Annotated in this window: 22 protein-coding genes and 1 other RNA gene; 9 read left to right on the top strand and 14 right to left on the bottom strand. The window is 58.1% G+C overall.

All coding sequences use genetic code 11. The annotated features are described in order from the left end of the window. Nucleotides 1-14 precede the first annotated feature (14 nt). The 4 genes from ACQUQP_RS08225 to ACQUQP_RS08210 all read left to right on the top strand — a co-directional run bounded on the left by ACQUQP_RS08225 (nucleotide 15) and on the right by ACQUQP_RS08210 (nucleotide 5,771). Nucleotides 15-2,114, top strand: a complete 2,100-nt coding sequence (locus ACQUQP_RS08225) for a carboxy terminal-processing peptidase (RefSeq protein ID WP_432698313.1) — start codon at nucleotides 15-17, stop codon at nucleotides 2,112-2,114. Next, nucleotides 2,111-2,902: a hypothetical protein gene (locus tag ACQUQP_RS08220; RefSeq protein WP_432698312.1), complete on the top strand. Its 792-nt coding sequence runs from the start codon at nucleotides 2,111-2,113 to the stop codon at nucleotides 2,900-2,902. Before ACQUQP_RS08225 ends, ACQUQP_RS08220 begins: the two co-directional genes overlap by 4 nt. 200 nt (nucleotides 2,903-3,102) lie before the next feature. Further along, on the top strand, nucleotides 3,103-4,785 hold the full coding sequence (gene rpsA / locus ACQUQP_RS08215) for a 30S ribosomal protein S1 (protein WP_432698311.1): 1,683 nt from the start codon (nucleotides 3,103-3,105) through the stop codon (nucleotides 4,783-4,785). 395 nt (nucleotides 4,786-5,180) lie between these two features. Beyond that, entirely contained in the window at nucleotides 5,181-5,771 is a 591-nt protein-coding gene (locus ACQUQP_RS08210; protein ID WP_432698310.1) for a Yip1 family protein, read from the top strand. 103 nt (nucleotides 5,772-5,874) lie between these two features. Here ACQUQP_RS08210 and ACQUQP_RS08205 read toward each other — a convergent pair whose 3' ends face one another. From ACQUQP_RS08205 to ACQUQP_RS08150, 12 genes are all read right to left on the bottom strand, one after another. Continuing rightward, a complete protein-coding gene (locus tag ACQUQP_RS08205) occupies nucleotides 5,875-6,324 on the bottom strand; it encodes a YcgN family cysteine cluster protein (protein ID WP_432698309.1) in 450 nt (149 codons plus the stop codon). A gap of 2 nt (nucleotides 6,325-6,326) precedes the next feature. Next, nucleotides 6,327-6,614, bottom strand: coding sequence for a YcgL domain-containing protein (locus tag ACQUQP_RS08200; protein WP_432698308.1), 288 nt, complete (start codon nucleotides 6,612-6,614; stop codon nucleotides 6,327-6,329). Nucleotide 6,615: 1 nt separating this feature from the next. Then, nucleotides 6,616-7,800: a ribonuclease D gene (gene rnd / locus ACQUQP_RS08195; RefSeq protein WP_432698307.1), complete on the bottom strand. Its 1,185-nt coding sequence runs from the start codon at nucleotides 7,798-7,800 to the stop codon at nucleotides 6,616-6,618. 9 nt (nucleotides 7,801-7,809) lie between these two features. After that, on the bottom strand, nucleotides 7,810-8,409 hold the full coding sequence (recR, locus tag ACQUQP_RS08190) for a recombination mediator RecR (protein ID WP_432698306.1): 600 nt from the start codon (nucleotides 8,407-8,409) through the stop codon (nucleotides 7,810-7,812). Between the two features lie 2 nt (nucleotides 8,410-8,411). Continuing rightward, nucleotides 8,412-8,738 (bottom strand): YbaB/EbfC family nucleoid-associated protein, encoded by a 327-nt coding sequence (locus tag ACQUQP_RS08185; protein WP_432698305.1) that lies wholly within the window; start codon nucleotides 8,736-8,738, stop codon nucleotides 8,412-8,414. Between the two features lie 19 nt (nucleotides 8,739-8,757). After that, nucleotides 8,758-10,776: a DNA polymerase III subunit gamma/tau gene (gene dnaX / locus ACQUQP_RS08180; RefSeq protein ID WP_432698304.1), complete on the bottom strand. Its 2,019-nt coding sequence runs from the start codon at nucleotides 10,774-10,776 to the stop codon at nucleotides 8,758-8,760. Nucleotides 10,777-10,988: 212 nt separating this feature from the next. Next, nucleotides 10,989-13,877 carry a bifunctional diguanylate cyclase/phosphodiesterase gene (locus ACQUQP_RS08175; RefSeq protein ID WP_432698303.1) on the bottom strand — a complete coding sequence of 963 codons (2,889 nt, stop codon included), beginning with the start codon at nucleotides 13,875-13,877 and terminating at the stop codon, nucleotides 10,989-10,991. 940 nt (nucleotides 13,878-14,817) lie between these two features. Next, nucleotides 14,818-16,173, bottom strand: a complete 1,356-nt coding sequence (locus ACQUQP_RS08170; protein WP_432698302.1) for a dicarboxylate/amino acid:cation symporter — start codon at nucleotides 16,171-16,173, stop codon at nucleotides 14,818-14,820. A gap of 310 nt (nucleotides 16,174-16,483) precedes the next feature. Continuing rightward, an RNA gene (gene ffs / locus ACQUQP_RS08165) (signal recognition particle sRNA small type) lies at nucleotides 16,484-16,581 on the bottom strand. 126 nt (nucleotides 16,582-16,707) lie between these two features. Then, the gene (locus ACQUQP_RS08160) at nucleotides 16,708-17,736 is read right to left on the bottom strand and encodes a TIGR01620 family protein (protein ID WP_432698301.1); all 1,029 of its coding nucleotides are present in this window, start codon (nucleotides 17,734-17,736) and stop codon (nucleotides 16,708-16,710) included. Then, nucleotides 17,733-19,172 (bottom strand): YcjX family protein, encoded by a 1,440-nt coding sequence (locus ACQUQP_RS08155; RefSeq protein WP_432698300.1) that lies wholly within the window; start codon nucleotides 19,170-19,172, stop codon nucleotides 17,733-17,735. Before ACQUQP_RS08155 ends, ACQUQP_RS08160 begins: the two co-directional genes overlap by 4 nt. Nucleotides 19,173-19,250: 78 nt before the next feature. Next, complete coding sequence (locus ACQUQP_RS08150; RefSeq protein WP_432698299.1) at nucleotides 19,251-19,865, bottom strand: LysE family translocator; 615 nt, start codon at nucleotides 19,863-19,865, stop codon at nucleotides 19,251-19,253. Between the two features lie 136 nt (nucleotides 19,866-20,001). On the opposite strand from ACQUQP_RS08150, the gene ACQUQP_RS08145 reads away from it, so the two are divergent. The 3 genes from ACQUQP_RS08145 (at nucleotide 20,002) to ACQUQP_RS08135 (ending at nucleotide 22,122) form a co-directional block, all read left to right on the top strand. Next, nucleotides 20,002-20,532, top strand: a complete 531-nt coding sequence (locus ACQUQP_RS08145; protein WP_432698298.1) for a DUF2058 domain-containing protein — start codon at nucleotides 20,002-20,004, stop codon at nucleotides 20,530-20,532. A 78-nt stretch (nucleotides 20,533-20,610) separates the two neighbouring features. Continuing rightward, nucleotides 20,611-21,243: a helix-turn-helix domain-containing protein gene (locus ACQUQP_RS08140; RefSeq protein WP_432698297.1), complete on the top strand. Its 633-nt coding sequence runs from the start codon at nucleotides 20,611-20,613 to the stop codon at nucleotides 21,241-21,243. A gap of 78 nt (nucleotides 21,244-21,321) precedes the next feature. After that, nucleotides 21,322-22,122 carry a response regulator gene (locus ACQUQP_RS08135; protein WP_432698296.1) on the top strand — a complete coding sequence of 267 codons (801 nt, stop codon included), beginning with the start codon at nucleotides 21,322-21,324 and terminating at the stop codon, nucleotides 22,120-22,122. A 16-nt stretch (nucleotides 22,123-22,138) separates the two neighbouring features. On the opposite strand, the gene alr is transcribed toward ACQUQP_RS08135, so the two are convergent. Both alr and ACQUQP_RS08125 read right to left on the bottom strand, forming a co-directional pair. Next, a complete protein-coding gene (gene alr / locus ACQUQP_RS08130; RefSeq protein ID WP_432698295.1) occupies nucleotides 22,139-23,218 on the bottom strand; it encodes an alanine racemase in 1,080 nt (359 codons plus the stop codon). A gap of 23 nt (nucleotides 23,219-23,241) precedes the next feature. Next, nucleotides 23,242-23,631 carry a RidA family protein gene (locus tag ACQUQP_RS08125; RefSeq protein WP_432698294.1) on the bottom strand — a complete coding sequence of 130 codons (390 nt, stop codon included), beginning with the start codon at nucleotides 23,629-23,631 and terminating at the stop codon, nucleotides 23,242-23,244. A gap of 315 nt (nucleotides 23,632-23,946) precedes the next feature. On the opposite strand from ACQUQP_RS08125, the gene ACQUQP_RS08120 reads away from it, so the two are divergent. Continuing rightward, on the top strand, nucleotides 23,947-24,447 hold the full coding sequence (locus tag ACQUQP_RS08120; protein WP_432698293.1) for an Lrp/AsnC ligand binding domain-containing protein: 501 nt from the start codon (nucleotides 23,947-23,949) through the stop codon (nucleotides 24,445-24,447). Nucleotides 24,448-24,713: 266 nt separating this feature from the next. Beyond that, entirely contained in the window at nucleotides 24,714-26,063 is a 1,350-nt protein-coding gene (locus tag ACQUQP_RS08115) for an alanine/glycine:cation symporter family protein (protein WP_432698292.1), read from the top strand. Nucleotides 26,064-26,070: the final 7 nt, after the last annotated feature.

Below are 26,070 nucleotides of genomic sequence, written 5' to 3'. Positions count from 1 at the left end.
AGCCCCCCTTCCTGATGATTAAGCATTTGAAGGCAGCCACGCTTATTCCGGCGCTTGTTGGCGCCCTGACAATAAGCCTGCCGGTGGAGGCTCGACTGAGCCCGGAACCGATCTACAACCAGACCCTCACCGAGGTGGTTGCGACCCTGCAACAGGGCCATTACAACCAGATCAACATCAACGATGAACTCTCCAGCGACCTGCTGGATCGTTACCTCGGTCGTCTCGACCCGAGCCGCAGTTACTTCTACGCCTCTGACATCCAGGAATTCGAAAGCCTGCGCACCGAGCTGGATGACCAGATCCTGGCTGGCGACCTCTCCGCCGCCTACAACATATTTAACCGCTTTGAAAAGCGTCAGCTCGAGCGCCTCGATTACATCATCGAGCGACTGGAAAATGATGCGGTGAACTACGACTTCACCATCGACGAGTCGATCGATCTGGAGCGGGAAAACGCCCCCTGGCTCGATTCCGAAGAGGCGATGAACGATTTCTGGCGCCGCCGTCTCAAAAACGCCCTGCTGAGCCTGAAGTTCGCCGACAAAAACCTCGAAGAAGCCCGCGAAGTGCTGCTGAAACGTTACCGTTCGCAGCAACAGCGCGCCGAGCAGGCAAAAACCGAGGACGTATTTCAGACCTACGTAAACTCGCTGACCGCCGAGTTCGACCCGCATACCCAGTACTTTTCGCCGATCAACGCCGAAAGCTTCAAGATCAACATGAGCCTGTCACTGGAAGGGATAGGTGCGGTACTTTCCAGCGAGGACGAGATGACCAAGATCGTCAGTCTGGTGCCCGCCGGCCCCGCCGAGAAGAGCGGTCAGCTGAAACCGGCGGACAAGATCGTCGGTGTCGCCCAGGGTGACGATGGCGAGTTCGAGGATATCGTTGGCATGCGTCTGGATGATGTTGTCCAGCTGATCCGCGGCCCGAAAGAGACCATTGTGCGCCTGCAGATCATCCCCTCGGATGCGGTCGACCAGTCGATCCGCAAGACCGTGCGCCTGGTCCGTTCCAAGGTAAAACTGGAGGAGCAGGCAGCGAAAAGCCGCGTACTGGAAGTGGAACACAACGGCGCTACGCGCAAGCTGGGTGTCATCAGCATCCCGGCGTTTTACATCGACTTTGCCGCCCTGCAAAGCGGCGATCCGAATTACAAGAGCACCACCCGGGATGTGCGCAAGCTGATCGAAGAGCTCAAGCAGGAGGAGATCGAGGGCCTGATCATCGACCTGCGCGACAACGGCGGTGGTTCGCTGCGCGAAGCCAATGAGCTGGTCGGCCTGTTCATCAGCCGCGGCCCCACGGTGCAGATCCGCGATCCCGAAGGCCGGGTCGACATTCTCGGCGACTTCGATCCTGACGTGGCCTGGAACGGCCCCATGACCGTGGTGATCAACCGCCTCAGTGCGTCGGCCTCCGAAATTTTTGCCGGTGCGATCCAGGATTATCACCGCGGCCTGATCGTCGGCAGCCGCAGTTTTGGCAAGGGCACGGTTCAGGTGGTACAGCCGATCGATCATGGCCAGATCAAGCTGACCCATTCCAAGTTCTACCGCATCTCCGGCGAGAGCACCCAGGACAAGGGGGTTATGCCGGACATCGCCCTGCCAACGCTGTATGACGAGAACGAGATCGGCGAAAGCGCGCTCGAAGCCGCCCTGCCCTGGGACAGGGTCAAGCCGGTTCGCTATGGCCGCTTCCCGTCGCTGGAGAACCTGCTGCCAGAACTTGAAAAACGTCATGAAAAACGCATCGAGGTCGATCCGGATTTCACCTTCATGGCCAAGCAGATCGCTCACCTGCAGGAGAAGAAAAACGAAAGCCGGATAACGCTCAACGAAGAAAAGCTCAAACAGGAGCGTGATGCTGCCGAATCCTGGCTGCTGACGGCCGAAAACATGCGTCGTAGCGCCAAGGGACAGGAGCCGGTGGAGAGCCTGACCGAGCTTGATGAAGAGCTGCCCAAGGATGATCAGGGCCGTCCGATCAATCAGGAGGCGGAAGCGATCCTCGAAGAGAGCGCCGAGATCACGCTGGACCTGATCGACCTGTCCGGCCGCCTTGCCACCGCACAGACACCACCGGCCCTTCTCAAGAGAGCTGAATGAAGCCTGGCAAGACACAGCTTGCAATTATCATCGCGGCCCCCCTGCTCATCGCATCTCTGGGGGCCGCGGTTTATTTTTTCTGGGATTCACTGCAGGCACGGCAGGACGAAAATGCCGAGATCCTGCACAAGTTCGGTTTCCAGATAGTCCCCAACAATCCCTACACCGAATCGGTTGGCGAACTCGGCACCAAGCAGGTGCCTGCCACCTTTGCCGAGGAAGAACTCTCCCCGGTCGAGAAAGTGATTCACGGCCTGCTACAGGACAAAGAGAGCCTGCTGGAGGAAAACGCCGAACTGCAAAGCCAGATCAAAACACTCCAGGAGCGTATCGATGCGCTGGAGCACTACAAGTCGACCAACGAGCAGTTCGTTCCCGAAACGCTGGACCAGGAGATGGCGCGCACCCGCAATGAGCTCCAACGCCAGTTGACATCACTACCCGAAGCGGAGCGCTTCAGCGCGTTCTGGATCGGCATGATGACCGATGCCGCCATATACGAATACCGCCGTTTTATCGAAGCCAACCGGCTGATGCTCGATGACAGCCACCGGCAAGAAATGATTTCAACTGACCTGGTCAATTACGGCTTCTGCATCGGCAACGCGGTGGAGCTGGCCGCCAACACCAGTGACGAAGCCCGCAGCGTGGCCCGCTGGCTCGAAAAACCGGAAACTTCCAGCCTGAGCAAGGCGTTACAGGAAGACCTGGATATCGTCATACCCCCCTGCCGCATCCCCCTGCGCAGCAAGCTGGACACCTACCTGACCAGCCGTATCGGTGAATAATTTTCCTTTACGGGCGCTGTTCATCGCGGGATCAGCTCTGTATAATTTTGCAACTTTATCATCTACCCCTCGCCTACGTCAGCGCGGCGGGAGAGCAGATGACTATCGATAACCGACCCTGTATAGCTGACGATACAGGCTGGCAAGCTGCGAAACGGTTCAACCATAAACCGGGAAACAGCGCAAAATAGGACATTTTCATGAGCGAAAGCTTTGCTGAACTGTTTGAAGAATCCCTCCAGAACGTACAGATGACTCCGGGCACCCTGGTCATGGGTGAAGTTGTCGATATCGACAGCGACTGGGTTACCGTGAACGCTGGCCTCAAGTCTGAAGCCGTTATCCCGCGCTCACAGTTCATCAACGATGCCAACGAACTCGAAATCTCTGTCGGCGACACCGTTAAGGTAGCGCTGGAAGCGGTTGAAGATGGCTTCGGTGAAACCCGTCTGTCCCGCGAGAAAGCCAAGCGTGCTGAGGCATGGGAAGTTCTTCAGACCAAGTTCGAAGCAGAAGAAACTGTCAAAGGTTTCATCTCCGGCAAGGTCAAGGGCGGCTTCACTGTTAGCATCAACAACATCCAGGGCTTCCTGCCGGGCTCTCTGGTTGACGTTCGTCCGATCCGTGACATTGACCACCTGGAAGGCAAAGAGCTGGAATTCAAGCTGATCAAGCTGGATCCCAAGCGTAACAACATCGTTGTTTCCCGCCGTGCCGTTCTCCAGGAAGCCAACAGCGCTCAGCGCGAAGAGCTGCTCGCTACTCTGGAAGAAGGTCAGATCGCTAAGGGTTACGTCAAGAACCTGACCAACTACGGTGCGTTCATCGACCTGGGTGGTGTTGACGGTCTGCTGCACATCACCGACATGGCTTGGAAGCGTATCTCTCACCCGAGCGAAATGCTGACTCCGGGCGACGAGATCACTGTCAAGATCATCAAGTTCGACAAGGAAAGCGGCCGTATTTCTCTGGGTCTCAAGCAGCTGTCTGCTGATCCGTGGGATGACATCAAGGCTCGCTACCCGGCTGGCTCCAAGGTTGCTGCACGTGTTACCAACCTGACCGACTACGGCTGCTTCGCTTCTATCGAAGACGGCGTTGAAGGTCTGGTACACGTTTCCGAAATGTCCTGGACCAACAAGAACATCCACCCGTCCAAGATTGTAAACATCGGCGACGAAGTGGAAGTGATGATCCTGGACGTCGACGAAGAGCGTCGTCGTATCTCCCTGGGTATCAAGCAGTGCACTGCTAATCCTTGGGTATCCTTCTCCGAGCAGTTCGCTGCCGGCGATCGTGTCAGCGGCACTATCAAGACCATCACCGATTTCGGTATCTTCGTTGGTCTGGATAACGACCTGGACGGCCTGGTGCACATGTCCGACATCTCTTGGGATGCGGATCCGGAAACTGCTCTGCGCCAGTTCAAGAAAGGCGACGAAGTTGACGCGGTTATCCTGTCTATCGACGCTGAGAAAGAGCGCATCTCACTGGGCGTTAAGCAGCTGGCCAGCGATCCGTTCAGCGAATACCTGGCAGCTCACCAGAAGGGCACCATCGTAACTGCACCGGTTAAGAGCGTTGACGCAAAAGCTGCGATCATCGATCTGGCTGAAGGCATCGAAGGTATCCTGAAAGTCTCCGAGATCTCTTCTGAGCGTATCGAAGACGCCAGCACTGCCCTGTCTGTAGGCGAGATGGTTGAAGCGAAGATCACCGGTGTTGACCGTCGCAACCGCGCGATCAACCTGTCTATCCGCGCTAAAGACCAGGCTGAAGAGAAAGAAGCTCTGAACGCCGTTCGCAACCAGGAAGTTGAAGTGGCCGGTCCGACCACTATCGGTGACCTGATCAAGCAGCAGATCGCTAACCAGAAAGACTGATAGCATCCGCGCTTAAAAAATGGCCCGCCTAGCGGGCCATTTTTGTTTCTACGCTCCAAAACTCCCAGCAATCACACCTTCGCACAGCCCTCCCCGAGACAAACCAATCAGCCAACAGACCGGCTTCAGCTTACGCCGCCTCGCCCCTGATAGCGGCCAGTGCAGCGCACCCCAACAGGATGACAACTTGCCGCTGACATCCAGCGGTCGTTGTACATGGGAAAAAGTTGAATCTATCTTTATCTATAGCCCTGCGCCGCATACTGCCCGGGGCGTGAAACGAGCCAAGGCCCGATCACTCGATACACAATAACAAGACAGCAAGGCTCCTGCGGTCTCCTCAGTTAACAGCGAACCGCTTACGTAGCCGCCGACCACGTAGAGAGAGGTGTCCTATGATCAATCACGTCTGGGGGTTGATGACCCATCCGGAAAAAGAGTGGAAGCGAATGAGCAGTGAGAGGGAGTCTGTACCTCACTTCTACCTGCACCACGTTCTATTGATGGCCTTGGTGCCGGTTGTCAGTAGCTATATCGGAACAACCCAGACCGGCTGGGATTTCGGAGGCAGTCATACCATCAAACTGGACACCGGAAGCGCAGTAATCCTCGGCCTGGTCTTTTATCTGTTGATCCTCGCCGCAGTAGCGGTGATGGGGCGAGTGCTGCACAGCCTGGCAAAGCGCCTGGTCCACAAACCCTGCCGTACCCGCTGCACGGTGTTTGCCGGTTACATCGCAACGCCCATGTTCCTCGCCGGCCTGGTCAGCCTTTATCCCATCGTCTGGGTATGCGTGTTGGCCGGTGCTATCGGGCTCTGTTACACCGCCTACCTGCTCTATCGCGGCATTCCCACCTTCCTGGGAATTCCGGAAAAAGAGGGTTTCATTATCTCCACCTCAACCCTGGCTATAGGCGGCCTGGTGCTTGAAGCGCTGCTGATCGCCGTTGTACTGCTGTGGAGTTACGGACCCAGTCTTGTATAGCTCCCACTGCGAACTCGGGTAATAGAGAAGCATCCGGTCACAGCGACCCACCCAGACAAAGAAGCCCGCCTTGATGGCGGGCTTCTTTCCTGTCTTTAACGACTCATTCGTCCGGTTCGATCACGTAGTCCAGTAGATCATCATCATCGATACCTTCATCGGTAATATCGTAGATATCGATTACCGATGCTCCGGCAGTAATTGGACTGCGACGCTCGCCGGTCACCAGCGGATGCCACTCCGGCAGCTCCTTGCCCTCATTCAGGAGACGATAGGCACAGGTGGGCGGCAGCCAGCCGAGCTGCTCCACATCGTTCGGCGTCATGCGGATACAGGTTGGCACCAGCTCAGTGCGCCTGTCGTACTCGGTACAGCGGCACTCTTTGGTATCCAGCAAATGACAGACCACAGAGGTATAGAAGATCTCATTGGTATCTTCATCCTCGATCTTGTGCAGACAGCAGATCGCACAGCCATCACAGAGTGACTCCCACTCTTCGCGGGTCATCTCGCGCAGTGTCTTGCGGCGCCAGAACACTTCTTGAGCAACCACGCTCAACGCACTCCGGTTACGGGACGGTTGGCGTGCAGATCCAGAAGATACTCATCCTTGGGCGGCGGCAGCTGCAGGTAGAACCCCTTATCGTCGATCTCTTTGAGCACCTTGTCAGCATCAACACGGGCGAGCTTGCGATCCGCCTTCATCGGCATATCCATCACGTGCATCGGCTGGCCGAACATCTCCAGCAACGCTTCCGGCACCCGTGCCAGGGCATCCCGCTTGTCCACGTACAGGTACATTTCGTCCTTACGCGGACTCTTATAAATACTGCAGATTTTCATCTTATTTCTCTTGCTCGAATTTTTGCAGCTGCGCCAGCAACGCATCCCCCACCAGCGGCTTGCGCCACCCCTGAAGGGACGGCGGCAGCGTGTATTCACCGGCCGGGGTTCGCGACTGGATCAATGCGTCAATATCACGTTTGCGCAGCAGAATCTCCACCGCCAGCCCCTGATCCGCCGCGGTGGAGCGACCAATCGTTTTAAGCACCTTGATCCGCTTGTTCCAGGCGTAATGCAAAGGTCGCTGTATCGGCGCCGGCGGCAGTTTTTCAGCAGACTCCTGCGCATTGCGCAGGCAGTCCAGTATCGCCTCGCCATCCTCACGAACCACCTTGCGGCGCAGCTCCGGTACCCGCGACAGCGCTTCCGGAGTCAGCGGCCAGCGTTCGATAATCGCCAGCAGATGCTGGTTGCGCAGCAGCCGGTTGCGCGGAATATCCCGGGCACGGCAGGCCTGCTCACGCCAGGCGGTCAAGTCACGAAGCCCCGCACGCTTCACATCGGAGATGTTCCATACCTGGCTGAAGCGCTGATAATAGCTCACCCCATGCGGGTCGGTATCGATCACCGCACCCCGCTGCTCGGCACACTCCTCCATCACCCACTCCAGGCGACCCTGCTGCTTCAGCTGCGCCTGCAGTTCCAGGGCGATCGCCGGCAGATAAGCCACGTCCAGCGCCGCGTAGTGCACCTGTTCGGGAGTCAGCGGTCGCTGCATCCAGTCGGAGGTGGTCTCCCCCTTCCCCAGCTGCACACCCAGCGCATGGTCCACCAACCGCTGCAATCCCATGCTGAAACCCCAGCCGGCAAAGGCAGCTGCTATCTGGGTATCGAACAGCGGCTCGGGCAGGACGCCGTAGCTATTCAGCAGCAGTTCCAGGTCTTCGCTGCCGGCGTGAACGATCTTGAGTACCGAATCGTCAGCCATCAACTCGACGAATGCGGAAAAGTCCTCGATACAGAGCGGATCAATCAGGTAACACTGATACTCATCCGCAAGCTGGATCAGGCCGGGCCGCGGATAGAACGTATCAACCCGCATGAACTCCGTATCCAGTGCCACCATCGGCAGCTGGCGCCAGCGCGCGCAGTGCTCGGCCAGTGTATCGCTGTCCGTTATCCAGCAAGGCTTCTCGGCCGACTGTTCCAGCTGGCGCCAATCCCAGGCTTTGGACTTTTCCGTCATGTCAGGTCCTTAACGCAGTGAGCGACGGCCCGCCAGCGCATGCGCCAAGGTACCGCCATCGACATACTCAAGTTCCCCACCAACGGGGACACCATGAGCGATACGACTGATCTTCACGGGGTGATCGTTGAGCTGCTCGGCAATATAGTGAGACGTCGCCTCACCCTCTACGGTGGGGTTGGTGGCCAGTATCAGCTCCTGAACACCGCCGTCTATCACCTTGCTCAACAGCTTGTCGATTCCAAGCGCATCCGGCCCGATACCGTCGATCGGAGACAAGCGTCCCTTGAGCACGAAATAAAGGCCGTTGTATCCGCCGGTCTGCTCGATCGCCATCATATCGACTGGCGACTCGAGAACACAAAGCAGTGAGCGGTCGCGCGACTCGCTGCGACAGATCTCACACACCGACTCTTCGGACAGGGTACGGCATTCGCTGCACTCTCCGATCTTCTCCACCGCTTCAACGAGGGCTTCGGACAGATTCAGTGCAGCCTCACGCTCCCGCTCCAGCAGGTGCAGCGCCATGCGCTGGGCCGACTTCGGCCCAACGCCTGGCAGCACCCGCAGGGCGGTGACCAGATTTTGCAGCAGAGGACTGAATGCCATGATCAGAACGGCATCTTAAAGCCCGGCGGCATTCCCATGCCGGAGGTCACCTGGGACATTTTTTCCTGGGTGCTCTGCTCGATCTTGCGAACCGCATCGTTTACCGCCGCGGCGATCAGGTCTTCGAGGATCTCTTTGTCTTCCTCAAGCAGACTGTCATCGATGCTGACTTTCTTCACATCATGACGTCCGTTCATAACGATGCTGACCAAGCCTGCGCCGGACTCACCGGTGCATTCTGCATTAGCGACTTCTTCCTGCGCCTTCTGCATCTCTTCTTGCATCTTCTGGGCCTGCTTCATCAGGTTGCCCATGCCACCTTTCATCATCTCGGTTACCTCTATTTTCTTAAGACGGGTCTACTGGTGTGACAGATTCTTCATCAATATGTGCCCCGAACTGGTCGAGGATCTGCTGGACTACCGGGTCTGCCTTCAGCGCCTCGATAGCCTCAGCCTTGCGTTCGGCCCGGCGCCGCTCGGCGAACTGCGCCGGGGTTTCCCGCGTTTGCGCCGCCTCACGGTACTCCACCGTCAGCGCTTGTCCGAAGCGCGCTTTCAGTGCATCAGCGATGCGGCTTCGCTGAGTCTCGTTGAGCAGGGCGTCCTGCTCTGCATTGTAATGGAAACACAGTGCCTGGCCGTCGACCTGCTCCAGAGAAAGGCTGCGCGCAAGACTGTCGGTCATACCGGTCAAGCCGAGTTCTGCGGACAAAGCGACCCAGTGCTCCGGTGTCAGCTGCACCAGCTCCGCCGGCGGCGGCTGGAGACCAGCCAGCAATACGGCAATGGACTGGGAAACACCAGCACTCCGGGCCACGTTCGCACCACCGACCGGTTCAGGTTGCGCCGCGGGCTCCGGCGCAGGGGCCGGTTCAGGCTTTTTTAGCGGTGGCTCCTCGTACTCCATCGGCGGAACATCATACTCATCCCAGGGCGGCGGCTCATCCATCGGCGGTGGAGCCTCCTGCACAGGCGCCGGTGCAGGAACGGGTGCCACAGGCTCGGGACGGGGCTCAGGTTCTGGCGCAGGCTGAGGTTGCGCGGGCTGAGACGGCACCGCTTGCCGCGCCACGGGGCGCTCCTCCCGGGATGGCGATGCCACCATCGGGGGCGCAACCTCGGCTTGAGGCGCCGGCGTTTCAGCGCGCGGAGTCGGACTCACCGGAGCAGCCTGGGGCGGCTCCACCGATGGCGGATTTACAGACTCGGGCTTGGCCGGAGCCGGAGCGGCGGGCGACTGCTGTGCCGTCGCCGGCGGTTCGGTCGCACCCACAGCGGCACCGGCCGGACGGAATGCCAGCATTCGCAGCAGTACCATCTCCAGCCCTTCCCGGGCATGCGGCACAAACGGCAGATCCTTACGTCCCATCACGGCAATCTGGTAGTACAGCTGGACATCTTCGGCACGCATTCGTGCCGCCAGTGCCTTCACCTGTTCCAGGTCGCCCAGACTGTTATCCACGGCGCTCGGCACCGCCTGAGCCAAAGCAATACGATGCAGCAGGCTGATCAGCTCGCCCAGCACACTGGAGTAATCGGGAGAGAAGTCGGCAAGTTCTGCGCTGGCCGCCAGCACCTCTGCGCCATCATGGCTGGCCACCGCTTCGAGAATCCGATACACCAGCCTCTGGTCAATCGTACCGAGCATGGCGCGCACGTCCGGCTCGGTAACGCTGCCGGCACCGAAGGCGATCGCCTGGTCGGTCAGGCTCAATGCATCACGCATGGAGCCATCAGCGGAACGCGCCAGCAGCCAGAGCGCCGGGTCTTCAAAGCTGATGTTTTCGACCTCTAGGACGTGGGTCAGATGACTGACAATGCGCTCAGGAATCAGGTTCTTGAGGTTGAACTGCAGGCAGCGTGACAGAATAGTCACCGGCAGTTTCTGCGGATCGGTGGTCGCCAGCAGGAACTTCACATGGGGAGGCGGCTCTTCCAGCGTCTTCAACAGCGCGTTGAAAGAGTGACTGGAGAGCATGTGCACCTCGTCTATCAGGTACACCTTGAAGCGCCCATGGGTCGGCGCGTACTGCACGTTTTCCAGCAGCTCGCGGGTATCTTCCACCTTGGTACGCGAGGCCGCATCGACCTCGATCAGGTCGACAAACCGGCCCTCGGCGATCTCACGACAGGCGGTACACTGCCCACAGGGTTCCGAAGAGACCCCCTGCTCGCAGTTTAGGGACTTCGCGAACAGCCGGGCGATAGAGGTTTTACCCACCCCCCGGGTACCGGTGAACAGATAGGCGTGATGGAGGCGATCGTCATCCAGCGCGTTAACCAGCGCCTTGAGAACGTGCTCCTGCCCCACCATCTCCTGAAAACGGCGGGGCCGCCATTTCCGTGCCAGAACCTGATAGCTCATTGTGCCTCGTACAGCCTACGTCGGTAACTTTTGCAAGCGCCGATATTAGCATGACGGGACTGCAGAGTCGTTAGCGAACCACCGGCAACAGGGTCTAAACCTGGTCGTCCTCCAGCTCGGCCCTGTCGAAGTCGAGACGGTTTCCCTGTAGCGGACCATCAATAGAACAGGCCTGGAAAACGCGCTGCGAGCAGAAGGCACCGACATAAAGATCAGCGGATATTGGACCGCTCATCAAAGTGTGAGATTTCCGCCGGCTTTCCAAACAGGTAACCCTGGAAGAAGCGGCAGCCTTTTTCTACCAGCAGATCCATCTGTTCGACGGTTTCGACTCCCTCCGCCACTACTCGCAGTTCAAGAGTCTGTGCCAGCGCCAGAATAGTACTGACAATCGCGGTGTCGTTGGGATCATCGAGGACGCCGTCGACAAAGGATTTATCGATCTTCAGCACATCCAGGGGCAGCCGCTTCAGGTAGCTGAGGGAGGAGTAGCCGGTACCAAAATCATCCAGGGAGAAATGAACACCCAACTCGCGTATCAGGGTCATTTTCTGCACCGTAGCCTCGAGATTATCCTGCAGCATGCTCTCGGTGATCTCCAGCCGCAACCGGTCCGCCGGCGCACCACTATTGCTGAGCGCTGCTGCCACCTGGTCGACGAAATCCTCCTGGTTGAGCTGACGCGCACTGACGTTCACCGCAAGCGCCCAATGCGCGCGCTGCGGATTCTGCGACCATTCAGCCAGCTGCCGACAGGCGGTGTTCAGCACCCAGAGACCGATCGGCAGGATCAGTCCGCTCTGTTCGGCCAGCGGAATAAACTCTCCCGGCGAAATCAGCCCCTTGGTGGAATGCTTCCAGCGGATCAGCGCCTCCATGGCAATCACCTGACGCTCCTCACCCACTATGGGTTGATAGAACAGGCACAGCTCGTCCCTCTCCTGCGCGTAACGCAGCTCACGAATAAGCAACGAGCGCCGCACCGCTTCCTCCTGCAGCGAAGGATCGAAGAAACAGAGCCGGTTACGGCCAGCGGCCTTGGCCTTGTACAGGGCGATATCCGCCTGCTTGATCAACTCCTCGTAGTCGTCATCGGCACGGTTGAACAACACGGCACCGATGCTCGGAGTGATATTCACCTGGGAATTGGCCAGTTTGAACGAGCGCGCCAACGCGGACTCGATCTTGCCGCCGGCGACACTCACATTGGTCATCGCCTGCTCGCGCGTTTGCCCCACCCCGCTGAGCAGCACCACAAACTCGTCCCCACCCAGCCGGGTGACCGTATCGCCCTCCCGCACGGTATCAGCCAGGCGCTGCGCCACCTGGTAAAGCAGCTCATCACCCTGGTTATGCCCGAAGGTATCGTTGACCTCCTTGAAGTTATCCAGATCCAGCAGCAATACCGCGCCATGGGAACCGGCCCGCGCTTCGGTCTGAATAGACTGAATCAGTCGCTCTTTCATCAGCCGACGGTTGGGCAGGCCTGTCAGGGCATCATGCAGGGCCAGGTGCTGGGCTTCGGCCTCAGCCTGTTTGCGCTTGGTCACATCTGCCCGGATAGCGATGTATCTTTCCGGCAGACCATTCGGTCCGCTCAGGGGTACGATCGTGGTATGCACCCAATACAGAGATCCATCCTTGGCCCGGTTACAGATCTCGCCGTTCCAGATATCGCCGCGACTGATCACCTGCCACAACTCTTTAAAGAACTCCGGCGGGTGAACACCCGAGTTGATGACACTGTGAGTACGCCCAATCAGCTCGTCACGCGGATACTTGGAGATCAGGCAGAAGCGGTCATTGACCGAGGTGATAACACCCTCGGCATCAGTGAAGGCCACAATCGCGTGGGCATCCAGCGCCATTCTGATCTCGTTGTTTTCCTGCAATGACTGCTCCATGCGGCGGCGGCTACGCTCCTGCTCCGTGGTATCGGCAAAGATCGTCAAGACACCCCGCCCGCCCCCTGCGAGCCATTCAGGAAGGACAACCACTTTACTGAAACGCGAGCTTCCTGACTCACGCTCATACTCCACGTCACACTCGCTCCGCTGCCCCTTGAGCGCATCACGCAACGGGCCCTGTAACTGCCCGGCAACCTCGGCAGCGACGACCTGATCGAGGTGATGGCCGGGAGGCAGTACCGGCTGAGCCAGCAGGTTCATGGAAAAGCCGGGGCTCATGTAACGCAAGCGCAAATCCGGGTCAAAACGCGCGATATCGAGGGGCAAGCTGCTCAACAGGGTTCGCAGCTCTCGGTCCTGGGTACGTATACGACGCTCGCTATCCTGCAGCCGGAAGTAAGGCTCGTTAACCGCACTGTAAAAAGTCGCGCGGTAAATAAAAAGGTAGGCAGCCACCTTGTACAGGTGCCCCACCACAAGCGCAAACTCCGAGGGATCCAGGTAATGCACAAAGGCAAGCTCCCCCACCCCCATAATGAAACAGGAGGTTGCGAACCAGAGCGTTTGCGCATGCTTTTCACGCGCCGCCTGCCAATACAGCCAGGCCGCCAGCATCAGGTTTGACGCCGAGATGAGGTACTCACAGAACTCTTTGAAAGGGGTCACGCCTTCGCCGGGCACAAAAAGCACCGGTATGAAGCTTCCCCCGGATATCCCTACGGCCCAAAGCACCGCAAACGCCGCCACTCCCAGCACAAACCAGGACTGAGGCGAACCTCCAAGACGGATGCGGCAGGCAAACAGCAGCAACATGATGACTTCGGTAAAGCGCCCGGCAAGCCAGAAAAAAATGGCTGTCGACGTACTTCCATCCACCAGCAGTGATGGCATACCGTCATAGACAAGCGCATGAAGCATGTCACTGCAGGCAATAACCGTAAAACCGACGATCAGCAGGTTGGCATTGTTCTGAAGACTGGGCGCCAGCGACTTCCAGGCGATGGAGATCACCATCACGGACACGATCACCGAACACAGCTCCAGCAACAGATGTACGGAGAGATAATCCTCCGGCCGCTGCGCAAAGATTGAAAATGGCGGCAGATAGAGCGCCGGCACGATCAGCAAGGCGGCCGTTACACAGGCAAACAGCGCAAAACGCTTATGCGCCTGCCAATTCAAGCGATCTTCCATGAGATAATTTTGCTCTAAACGTTAATCGGACAAAGGGAATGACTGCTGGTAGCGGCTGGTCGGTTCATGCGGCCAGGATAAATATCGATGCCTGTAGAGGGGCTTTTTGCGGCCGCAACCAGGAAGGCTCTCAAAGACGGGAATAACCTGAAGGTTGCCCCTCAGTCTGATGAGGCGCGCGCACTCAACAACTGCATCGGCACGGACTTCACAACCGGGAACGGGGCCATTATTTTTCATACAGTCTTGTATTAAGTCAGATTGTTCGTGACACAACCGCCCGGATTCCTTTCCAGTCCGCTAATCAACCGATGCTGTTCTTAAAACGCTTAAACCCCGCTCCGCCGGCATTTACCATCAAGTAGACAAGTGTTTAAGCGATCTGCATCAAGCCAGAGTCTGTTTCATAAGCAGCGAGATAACTGCTGTAACTCAAGGGATGAACCACCACGGAGATCACGTGTCATCACCCGAATTAATACCCGCCTATTATATGCCTACTGCCTAATATCATTCCAGACACCTGACGCCAGAAAGTAACAGTTATTTCAAAAGCCGGGTACAACAGCCACTTTCGCGATCATGTTGTCGAACAGCTAAAACAACGGATACCGGCACTTCAGGCCGAAGGCAGCAGGATGCCGATGTTGTCGACCGCGAAATCGCCCTCGGCGTTACCGAACGCTCTTCAGGGCTGATTTACCTGGGCAAATCCGGCACCCTGAACCAAGCCTGGTCAGATACCCTGAGCACCAGGGTCGATAAAGCGACGGGTGCTACGGGTCAAGATCTCAGGCTTATCGGAGAAGAAGATGAATTGAGAGCTGCCGGGAGGTTCCGGCAACCCTCAACTTATGCAGGTTTGATCAAAGACGTTGAATGGATATCACCTTGCCCCTGCCACAACAACTGATAAGCCGTGACAGGAGCCCCACTGCGCTCAGTGTTTGTGCGCCGCAGTGACGAGTTCAGCTTCCGCCTCCTCATCAATATGCATATCCGCCGGGGTAATAAGCCCCGCATCGGGATCGTTGAACACAGACATGTCGATCTGCCCTTCGCCCTTGGCAACAATACTGGTTACCACGGCATCGCCAGTGATATTCACCGCCGTACGGATCATATCCATGAGACGGTCAACGCCCAGAATCAGCGCGATCCCTTCGATCGGTAGCCCCACCTGTCCGAGCACCATGGTCAACATTACCAACCCGACCCCGGGCACACCGGCCGTACCGATGGAGGCCAGAACCGCCATGGCAATGACAGTAAGGTAGCCGGTAAGGCCCAGATCAATACCATAGACATTGGCCAGAAATACGGTCGCTACCCCCTGCATGATCGCCGTACCATCCATGTTAATGGTGGCGCCAAAAGGGACACAGAACGAGGCCACGGAGTTATCAACCCCCACACGCTCCGTTACCGAGCGCAGGGTGACAGGGATGGTGGCATTAGACGAAGCGGTCGAAAAGGCAAAAATTTGCGCCGGCCGCATCTTAGCCATGAACGTGAAGGGATTAAGGCCTGAAAATAGCTTCAGGATGATCATCAGCGTCACGAACAGATGCAGGAACAACGCCCCCACCAACGTGAACACATAGGCCAAAACCGGTGCAAACAGCTCAACGCCCTGCTCAGTGAAAGTCTTGGCGATCAGGGCAAACACCCCAATTGGCGCAACGCTCATGACGATGGTGACAATCTTCATCATCACCTCGTTCATATACTCGCAGCCCTCCACAAAGGCTTTCGAGCGGTGACCCAGCATCATCACCGCGACGCCAAGCACAATGGTGTAGAAGATGATCTGCAGCATCTCACCATTGGCAAAGGCAGCCACCGGATTGGTCGGTACGATGGCAGCAAAGACGTTCCAAACGGTCGGTGCCGCCTTGCCCTCTATGCCGCCGGTATCAACACCGACCATATCGAAGTTATTGCCGGGCCCCACCACCACTGCGATCGTAATGGCAACAGCAATGGCAAGAGCCGTGGTCATCAGATAGAGCGCGAAGCTCTTGCCACCTACACGGCCCAGCAGCCGGATATCACCTATCCCGGTGACCCCGGTGATCAGTGAGAAAAATACCAGTGGTACCACCAGCATCTTGAGCGCATTCACAAACATCTTGCCGATCATCGCGAAGAGACCGCCAACAATGTGCGTATTAATGAAGTTACTGTCGATGATGTTGAAAATCACGCCTAAAATAACGCCGGCGATCATCCCGATCAGAATCTTGGAAGTTAGCGAAAGCTTTCCACTGCGTTTAACCCTTTCTGATTCAGCCATCCGAATCCCCTGTGCTATCTAGTATTCACAACTGCTTCCCGCACATTTCAGGATAATCCAAATTTTTAGAAAATCTGTAAGCACTGAATCGGTTTGATGTAATGAGGTGTTATTGAGGAAGCCCCTGGGGGATAACACACATGCAGCTGTCGCAATGACAAAGGAGCAAATACAGCTGAAAGCAGCAAACGGAATGTCGAGAGGATTCGATCAGACTATTGCTCGGGAGATGTGTCTCACCTTGTGTTCCACCAAGGCGACAAGAGCAAAAAAGACAGGGAAATAACCCAGTTGGGGAAACTGGGGGTGGCCCCACCAGCCAACATCCCGGCACACGAATCCACCGCTGTGGCTGCTCCCTTCCGGGCCTGACCAGGTTCACGGCTTCTCGTTGCGAGAGGACCAGCGGAGCCACCATAACGTGGCTTACGCCCTGCTCCGACAGGAGATCTGGCGACCTCTGAATCGAAACAGGCGCGCAGTATAAGCAGCGCGTTCGGTGAATGCAAACCCTGATTTATCAAACAGGTGCAACTACTTCGATCCACCCAGGCGCTGGACTATCCCCTTGGCCACAGCATCAAACAGACCTGTCTCATCACGCTCCAGCGGCAGGGGACGGCAGAGTCGCAGCGCCTGCAGCCCGGTCCGCGCGGTAAATAGCCCGGCCCCAAGCCCCTGCCCCGCCCTGGCAGACAGGGTTGAGGTCAATGAACTCCCAAACGCGGCTGCGCCGGCATCCATGGCCATCTCACTGGCGCCAGCGAACGCCAGCCCCTGCAACACACTCTTGAGCAATGACCACTGTGCTGCGGCACCGGGGGCAATGCCATAGATCGAAGCGATCTCGCGCAGCATTCGCAGGTTACGCCAGCCCACCAGCAGCATATCGAAGGTGGCCCAGGGGCTCAGCGCTACCATGGCACCGGACTCCACGCTGTAGCGCTGCACACAGCGACGGGCGGCGGCATCCTGTTCCTGCAACGCGTGTCGTGACAGGAAACTGACCACCTCACGATCACTGTAGGCGGAATCCAGCTCCCGTATCGCATCGATGACACTGGCGTGACTCGGCTGCCCCTGGTAGCGCTGCTCCAGCGCTCGCAGCAGCGAGGCTGCCCGTCCCTGCCCCGAGTGATCCATCAGCGCCCGGGCCTTTTCATGCAGACGCTCGGTATCACGCAACTGACGCAGCCCCTTGAGACTTTTCCAGAGCTGAACACTCCCACTGATCGCCAACAGGGACAGCAGCACACTGAAGCCGACGCCCACGCCCGGGTGAGTGGTATAAGCCCAGTCCAGCAGGCGGTAAAGTTCAATCCCCACACCGGTAACCAGCACCGCACCGAGGGAAAGGCCGAACAGGCGCTTCCAACCCCTGCGTTTGCGACGCGCTGTTTGGACCGTCGCGGCAACCTTGGCGGGCTCCTCGTCAGCATCCACCACCCGATCGAGCGGCAACTCCTGAACCGGCTGATGAACCTCGGGCTCAGGCTGGTCGCTCAGATCAACCTGCTCCGGCTTGAGCAGCACGGCATTGCGCCACGGCTTGGTATCGCTCATCGAAACAGATCCCCCGTCATGTATTCAAGCACCTGGTCCAGGCGGATATGGTGTTTAGCCTGGAGCTCATTCAGCGGCAGCCGTCGCGGCGCAAAATCGATAAAGCGGAAACGTTCGTCACTCCAGTCATTGGGGCCGGGAAGCTCGGTAGGCACCTCCCCCGGGAACAGCGCCACCTCCTCCCCCGTATCCTTGCGCAGGCCGCGCAGGCAGGAGAGTTGCTGCCCATCCACTGTCGCCTGCGCCGCCTGTGTGGAGCGTACCGACGACAGCGCCAGCGAGCGGGTTTCGATACCGTCAAATCGGATATTACGCTGCGATTCTTCGACTATAAGCTCGAGAAAGCGGTCCAGGTTGTGGTGCTGGTTCGCGGTCACATGATCCCCCTTGGTCGATGCAAAGAGCACGCGATCGATGCGTGGACTGAACAGCCGGCGCAGAAACCCGGAGCGCCCATAATTGAAGCTCTGCAGGATAGCGCTGAGCGCCTCTTTCATATCCTCGAAGCAGGCTTCGCCGCGGTTCAGGGTTTTCAGGCAGTCCACCAGCACCACCTGCCGGTCGAAACGGGAGAAATGGCGTGTATAGAAGGGCTTTACGATCTGTTCGCAGTACTGGTCGTAGCGCCGCTGCAATAGATCCAGGTAGCTGTTTTCGGGCACTTCGCCGGCGGGCCAGTGATCCAGCACCAGGGGAAAGAGCACCAGCAGCTCACTGCCGGCATGTTCTCCCGGCAGTACGCAGCGCCCCGGCTGCAACAGACTGAGCCCATCCGGCCCACTGCGCAGCTGCTGCAGGATCTCGGTAAACGCGTTGCTCAAACGCTGCAACACCGCCGCATCTGCCGGTGCCAGCCAGTCGATCTGCTGCAGCTGCGCCAGCCACCCGTCTGCCACCGACGCTCTGGGCGCCTGGGCGAACAGGCGCTTCTGCTGCTCGCACCACTGCTCGAAACTGAGCTCCATCAGCGGCAGATCAAGCAGCCATTCGCCGGGATAATCGACGATATCGAGATAAAGCGTACCTGTTTCCCCCAGCAACCGGCGCAGGCCCGGTGGACGCCGGTAGCGTATTGCCAGGCGCACCTCCGACAGGCCGGTGGTTGATTGCGGCCATCTGGGCGGATCCTGAGACAGACCGGCCAACGCCTGGTTGAAGGGGAAGGGGTGGGCGGAGGTGGCACTCAGATCACGACTGCTGATAATGCGCCCGCTGGCCGCCACCTCGAAAAACGGCAGAGAACCGCTGCGATGCGCATGCAGCAGATGATGCACCAGCGAGGTGATAAAGATCGTCTTACCACTCTGACTCAGCCCGGTCACCGCCAGGCGCAGGTGCCGTTCCAGGCTCTGCTCGGCAATATCTCCCAGGCGCTCACGGGCAATCTCGACCCGTTCCTCACCGATCCAGCGTTTCAGCTTGCTCCCGACGCTCATACTGCTCCCACTTTTTAAAGTCTCCGTCCTGAGACAGTGATTTCAGTGATCCGTGCCCAACACGCCAGAATTTCCGGGTTACAGCGTTACCACCCTGACCGCCAGTCCGACCAGCAGCGCCCCGGTGGCCCTTTCCACCAGCGTTGCCCGCCGCCTTAATGCCTCCAGCAGGCGTCGCTGGGATAGCAGCAGCGCCACCAGCGTATACCAGGCAGCGTCCACCAATGTTGCCGTGAGAATCATCACCCACTGGGCGAAAACGCTCTGCTCGGCACTGACGAATTGGGAAAACAGCGCCATGAAAAACAGCGCAAGCTTAGGGTTAAGCAGTGAAATCAGCACTCCTGCACGGGCGGCACTGAACAGGGAGTGCCGGGGCACGTCGCCTATCTGCAGCACCCGCGACTCCCCCGCATGGCGCCAGGCCTGGATACCCATATAGGCCAGATAGCCGGCGCCCGCCCAACTCAGCGCCAGATACACGCCCTGATGCTCGGCGACCAGCAGCGCCAGACCATGAACAGTCAGAAACGCCCAAAGACCGACACCCAGGGCGTGGGAGATCCCCGCCACAACGCCATGAGAACGGCTGTTGCGCACCGTTTCGCGCAATACCACCGCGAGACTGGGCCCCGGCGACATCGCGCCCATGACGCACACCAGCAACAACGAACCCCAGAGCATCAGAGACATGATGTATCCTTGAAATAACTGAAACCAAGGCCATTATCTTACGCCAAGAGAAAGCTGTCACACGAACCCGGCAGGCAGCGACCATTCATCACCAATGGGGTATAGTCGCCCCATCAGATTTTTTCGGAGTTTTGGGATGGCAATTTCACTTCAGGACCAGTTACTCAAGGCTGGCGTTGCCAACAAGCAGCAGGCCAAAAAAGCCAAACAGGCAAAAAAGAAGCAGAAAAAGAGCCCGGCTCCAGAAAACAGTGGTCAACAGCAGGCCGACCTTGATGCAGCCCGCAAGGCCAAGGCTGAAAAAGATCGCGAGCTGAACCGCCAGCGCCAGGCCGAACAGGCACAGAAAGCCGCGGCGGCGGAGGTGCGCCAGCTGATAAACCAGCACCGCGTTGCGCTACCGGAGAAAGCGGAAACCCGTTACAACTTCGTACACGGCAAAACGATCAAGTCGCTGTGGGTCAACGACGGCATGCTCAACCAGCTGGCCCGCGGGCAGCTGCGCATCGCGGTTCTGGAGGAGAGCTACACGCTGATACCGGCTGACATTGTCGAGCGTATCGAGCAGCGTATGCCCGGTATCGTCCTGCCCGCTCCCGAGACGGAAACGCCGGCCGAAGACGATCCCTATGCCGATTACCAGATCCCTGATGATCTGATGTGGTGATCACGCGGCCGGGGAGAGGTATACTACTGGAAACTTTGTTTCTTTTAATAGCCAGACATTTCCTCATCGGAGCGTTTGATGCCTGACCAGCCCCACTTTCTTCAGCACGATAAACAGGCCCTGCAGGTGGAGCGCGCGGAGACCGACGCCCGCGTCGAGCCCCTGCAGCTGGGCCAGCGGGTACGCGAGATCCGCCTGAGCCAGGGCCTGACACTGGAAGAAGCCAGCAAATTGACAGGTCTGGCCCGCTCCACCCTGTCAAAGATCGAGAACGATCAGATCTCCCCCACCTTCAGTGCGGTCACCAAGCTGGTCAACGGTCTGGGTATCGATATGCCGCAGCTGTTTACCCAGCCCAACCTGGAGCGCGGCGGCAGTGGCCGGCGGGATATCACCCGCTACAGCGAGGGACGCCCCCACCCCACCCCCACCTACGAGCACGAACTGCTGGCCACCAGTCTGACCCGCAAAAAGATGATCCCCTATCGCACGGTCGTGCGGGCCCGCGACTTCAAAGACTATAAAGAGTGGGTAAGGCACGACGGCGAGGAGTTCCTCTACGTACTGGAAGGCCAGGTGATGCTCTATACGGAGTTCTATGAACCGACCCTGCTGAACCAGGGGGACAGCGCCTATTACGACTGCGAAATGGGACACGCACTGGTATCCGTGTCGGAGCAGGACGCGATGGTGATCTGGGTCACTGCCTGACCGGTTTGAGGTAGCGTTGAGCGGTGGCTGAGGTTATGTTTGTGTTCACAATCGGACACAGTAACCAGGTTATACAGAATGAGCCGCCTCAACACGGATGATCTGCATATTCTCCTGATCGAGCCCTCTGCCATGCAGCGCAAGATCATCATGCAGCAGTTGGCACAGGAACAGGTCACGGAGGTCGACGCCGTCGCGACACAGGCCGAGGCACTCGCCCTCCTCGACCGGCACCACCCGGACCTGGTTATCAGCGCGCTTTACTACGATGACGGCTCCGCCGACCAGCTCCTGAAGGCGCTGCGTAGCAGCGAAACCCAGAACGACATCCCGTTCATGCTGATCTCCAGTGAGCGCCGCAGAAGCCAGCTGGAGTTTTTCAAACAGTCTGGCGCCATCGCCATCCTGCCCAAACCCTTTTCCCACACTCACCTTGTTGCCGCGCTCAACGCCACGCTGGATCTGCTGGATCAGAACGAGCTCGACCTGACCAGCCTCGATATCGACAGCGTGCGGACACTGGTGGTCGATGACAGCCGGCTGGCCCGACGCCATATCATGCGGGTACTGGAAAATCTCGGGATACGCCACCTCATCGAAGCGGAGGATGGCAGAGAGGCGATCGCCGCACTGCAGCGGGAAACTGTTGACCTGGTCGTGACCGATTACAACATGCCGGAAGTCAATGGCGCTGAACTGGCGGAATTCATCCGCCAGTCACCACTTTACTCCCACCTGCCGATCATGATGGTCACCTCTGAAGCTCAGGATGCTCATCTGCAGGCGATCAGTCAGTCGGGTGTGGATGCCCTGGCGGACAAGCCGTTCGAACCGGAAACGGTCAAGCAACTGCTAATTCAACTGCTCAACCGCTCCTGATCAGATTGCAGCGCAATTATTCGCTGTAATAGCGCGGCACTCGCGGCGTCAGGCAGGTCACCATGGTGTAGGGGATGGTGTCACACCAGACCGCTACTTCCGACACCGGCAACTGCTTACCGAACAGTTCGACGCGATCACCGATTTCGACGCCCGGAATATCGGTCACATCGATGGTCATCATATCCATCGACACCCGCCCGGCGACGGCGGCGCGCTGACCGTGAATCACCACCGGCGTGCCGTTTTTGGCGTGACGCGGGTAACCGTCACCATAGCCCATGGCGATCGTTGCGATGCGGGTGGGCCGCTCGCAGACAAAGGTGCCGCCATAGCCAACCGCTTCGCCCGGCTCCACATCACGCAGCGCGATCACTTCCGTGGTCAGCGTCATCGCCGGCTGCAGCTGATCAGCTACCGCGTTGGGCTCCAGGAACGGCGTGGCGCCGTACAGCATCATACCGGGGCGCAGCCAGTTACGGTGCGCATCGGGCCAGGCCATTACGGCCGCGGAGTTGGACAGGCAGGCCGCCAGCCCCTCGGCGCCGGTGATGGACGCAAAGGCCTCCAGCTGATGCCGGGTGGCGCCCTCCTGGGGCTCATCTGAGCGCGCGAAGTGCGTCATCAGAATCACTTCAGCGACGCAGGATAACGCCTGCAGACGGGCCACAACCGAGGCCACCTCTGCCGGCTGAAAACCGAGGCGATGCATGCCGGAATCGATTTTCAGAAACACCGGAAAGCGATTTTTAAACGTTGCGCTTTCCAGTGCCTGTAACTGGTGTTCACTGTGTACCGCGGGCCAGAAGTTCAGGCTGTCCACCTGCTCCAGCTCATCCGCGTCGAAGCAGCCCTCGAGCAGCATGATCGGTTTCTCGATACCGGCATCACGCAGCTCAAGCGCCTCTTCGATACAGGCGACCCCGAATGCCGGGACATCCGGCTCCAGGGCGCTGGCAACCTGAACAGCACCGTGTCCATAGCCGTTCGCTTTGACTATCGCTGCTGCCTGGGCCGCCGGCGCCTGCCGACGGGCCAGATCATAGTTGTACCGGATCGCAGCCAGATCCACCTCGGCACGTACTTTTCGACTCATAGATCCTCCTCCGCCAGGACTGATTACTCGCCGGTAACCAGTACGCCTTCGATTTCGACATCAACTCCTTTGGGGAGCTGCTTCACCGCGTAGGCGGCGCGGGCCGGGTAAGGCTCGCTGAAGTAGCGCTCCATCACCTCATTGACCTTGCCGAAGTGATCCATGTCGGACAGCAGGATGGTCAGTTTGACGATATCGCCCAGAGAACCACCGGCAGCGGTCGCGACCGCTGACAGGTTCTCGAATACCTGTACCGCCTGAGCTTCGAAAGACTCGGTGACGACTTCCATGGTCTCAGGCACCAGCGGGATCTGGCCGGACATGTACACAGTGTTGCCAACCTTCACGGCCTGGGAGTAAGGACCGATCGCAGCCGGGGCCTTGTCGGTAGAAATGATGCTCTTGTTGGACATAATCTATCCTTTAACTAACGCTTAGATATGGGTTCAGGATGCGGCGGAGGACCTGAGGCAGGTATCTTCGCTCAAGCCCCCCTGCCCTGTCAGCCCATATACGCGACGTGTCGCACAGCCAAACACGCCATAACAGCAGAAGATGCACGTAACCGGGTGATCTTGTAGCATTCACGGGATCGTTTTCACGGTAAACGCGGCGCCACGCAGAAAAATTATTCTAAGCCATGTCGAAGAACTTTTTTTTGTGAATTTAAAGATTACTCGCTAAAATAACCCAACAATTAGAATTATTTCAGAGAATCAATCTAAAAAATGGCCCAAACACAAAAAGCAAGAAAGCTCGACAGAATCGATCGCAACATCCTCACGATTCTGCAGCAGGAAGGACGTATCTCCTATACTGAGCTGGCCGACCGCGTGGGTCTCTCTACCACCCCTTGCATGGAAAGGGTCAAACGCCTGGAGCGCGATGGCGTCATCACCGGTTATCACGCCCGCCTCAACCCGGATATGCTCGACTACAATCTGCTGGTGTTTGTCGAGATTGCACTCTCTTACCAGTCGCCCGACGCATTCGAGAAATTCAACCGCGCCGTGGAAAGCCTGCCCTACATCCTGGAATGCCACCTGGTTTCCGGCGACGCCGACTACCTGCTTAAAGCCCGGCTGCACGACATGTCGCAGTACCGCGAACTGCTCGGCCAGATGCTGCTGACCCTCCCCGGCGTGAAAAACTCGAAAAGCTATATCGTCATGGAAGAGGTCAAGGAGCAGTCTGTACTGCCAACCGACATCACCCCCCAGGGAGACTGAACCCGGTCTCCCGCACCCTTCTCCTTACCTAACCGCGTTATTTAGCCAGTTTCCCTCTTCTTTCCGCGATTTCCTCTCTCTTCTCCCAGTCTAAACTATACTTTATGCCTGTCCGTGGTAGACATGGCAGTTATTAATTCTATAGGATGGCCGGCTATCGACGTCTTATCGCTACTTATTTTTTAATCGGCAGCGATATAAACCATAAAAATAACCGAACTATCAGATTTCGTCGGCTGATAACAAAATTTTGTGGAGATTTATCCATGGCAGCACTGGAATCGCTAATCTCAAGCATCAACGGTATCGTCTGGGGTCCGTTGATGCTAATCCTTATCCTGGGCGTAGGTTTTTTCCTCTCCCTTGGCCTGAAACTTATGCCTATCCTGAAGATAGGTACCGGCTTCAAACTTCTCTGGAGTGGACGTAAAGCGTCCGCTGGCGACGAATCCCAGGGGGAAATACCTCCGTTCCAGGCGCTGATGACAGCCCTGTCGGCTACCGTCGGTACCGGTAATATCGCCGGTGTTGCCACGGCCATCTTTCTGGGCGGCCCGGGCGCGCTGTTCTGGATGTGGATCACGGCCCTGATCGGCCTGGCCACCAAGTACTCGGAAGCGGTTCTGGCGGTGAAATACCGCGAAACCGACGAGCGTGGCAAGCACGTCGGCGGCCCGATGTACTACATCCGTAACGGCCTGGGTAAGAAGTGGGCCTGGATGGGTGTGGTCTTTGCCATCTTCGGCGCCTGCGCCGGCTTCGGTATCGGCAACACCGTACAGGCCAACTCCGTGGCATCGGTACTGGAAACCAACTTTGCCATCCCGACCTGGGCCAGCGGCGTTGTGATCATGGTGCTGGTAGGTGCTGTACTGCTCGGTGGTATCCAGCGCATCGGTCACGTAGCCGGCGCCCTGGTACCGTTTATGGCGATCTCCTACATCGTCGCAGGTCTTATTGTTCTGGCTATCAATGCCGCTGAGCTGCCCAACGCAATTAGCCTGATCTTTACCCATGCGTTTTCTCCGATTGCTGCACAGGGTGGCTTTGCCGGCGCTGCTGTCTGGGCCGCAATTCGCTTCGGTGTGGCACGGGGCATCTTCTCAAATGAAGCAGGCCTCGGCTCTGCCCCTATCGCCCACGCTGCGGCTCAGACTCACGATCCGGTGCGTCAGGGCCTGGTGGCCATGCTGGGTACCTTTATCGATACCCTGATCGTTTGCTCTATTACCGGTCTGGTTATCGTCAGCTCTGGTGTCTGGACCGGCGGAGAGCAAGGCGCAGCCCTGACCAGCGCCGCCTTTGCCCATGCACTGCCGTCATTTGGCAACTACCTGGTGGCGATCTCACTTGCGATCTTTGCCTTTACGACCATCATCGGCTGGTCGTTCTATGGCGAGCGCTGTGTCGAATTCCTGTTCGGCGTGAAGGCGATCGTGCCCTACCGTGTGCTGTGGATTATCGCAATTCCGGTGGGTGCCACACTGAGCCTGGACTTCGTCTGGCTGGTGGCCGATACGCTGAATGCGATGATGGCGATTCCTAACCTGATCGCCCTGGCCCTGTTGAGCCCGGTGGTCTTCAAGCTGACCCGCGAATACTTCGCGAAACACTAAGCCGGTC

Origin of the sequence: Marinobacterium sp. YM272, assembly GCF_050908845.1 — a bacterium.
Taxonomy (GTDB): domain Bacteria; phylum Pseudomonadota; class Gammaproteobacteria; order Pseudomonadales; family Balneatricaceae; genus Marinobacterium_D.
This window is presented reverse-complemented; position numbering and strand designations above follow the sequence as displayed.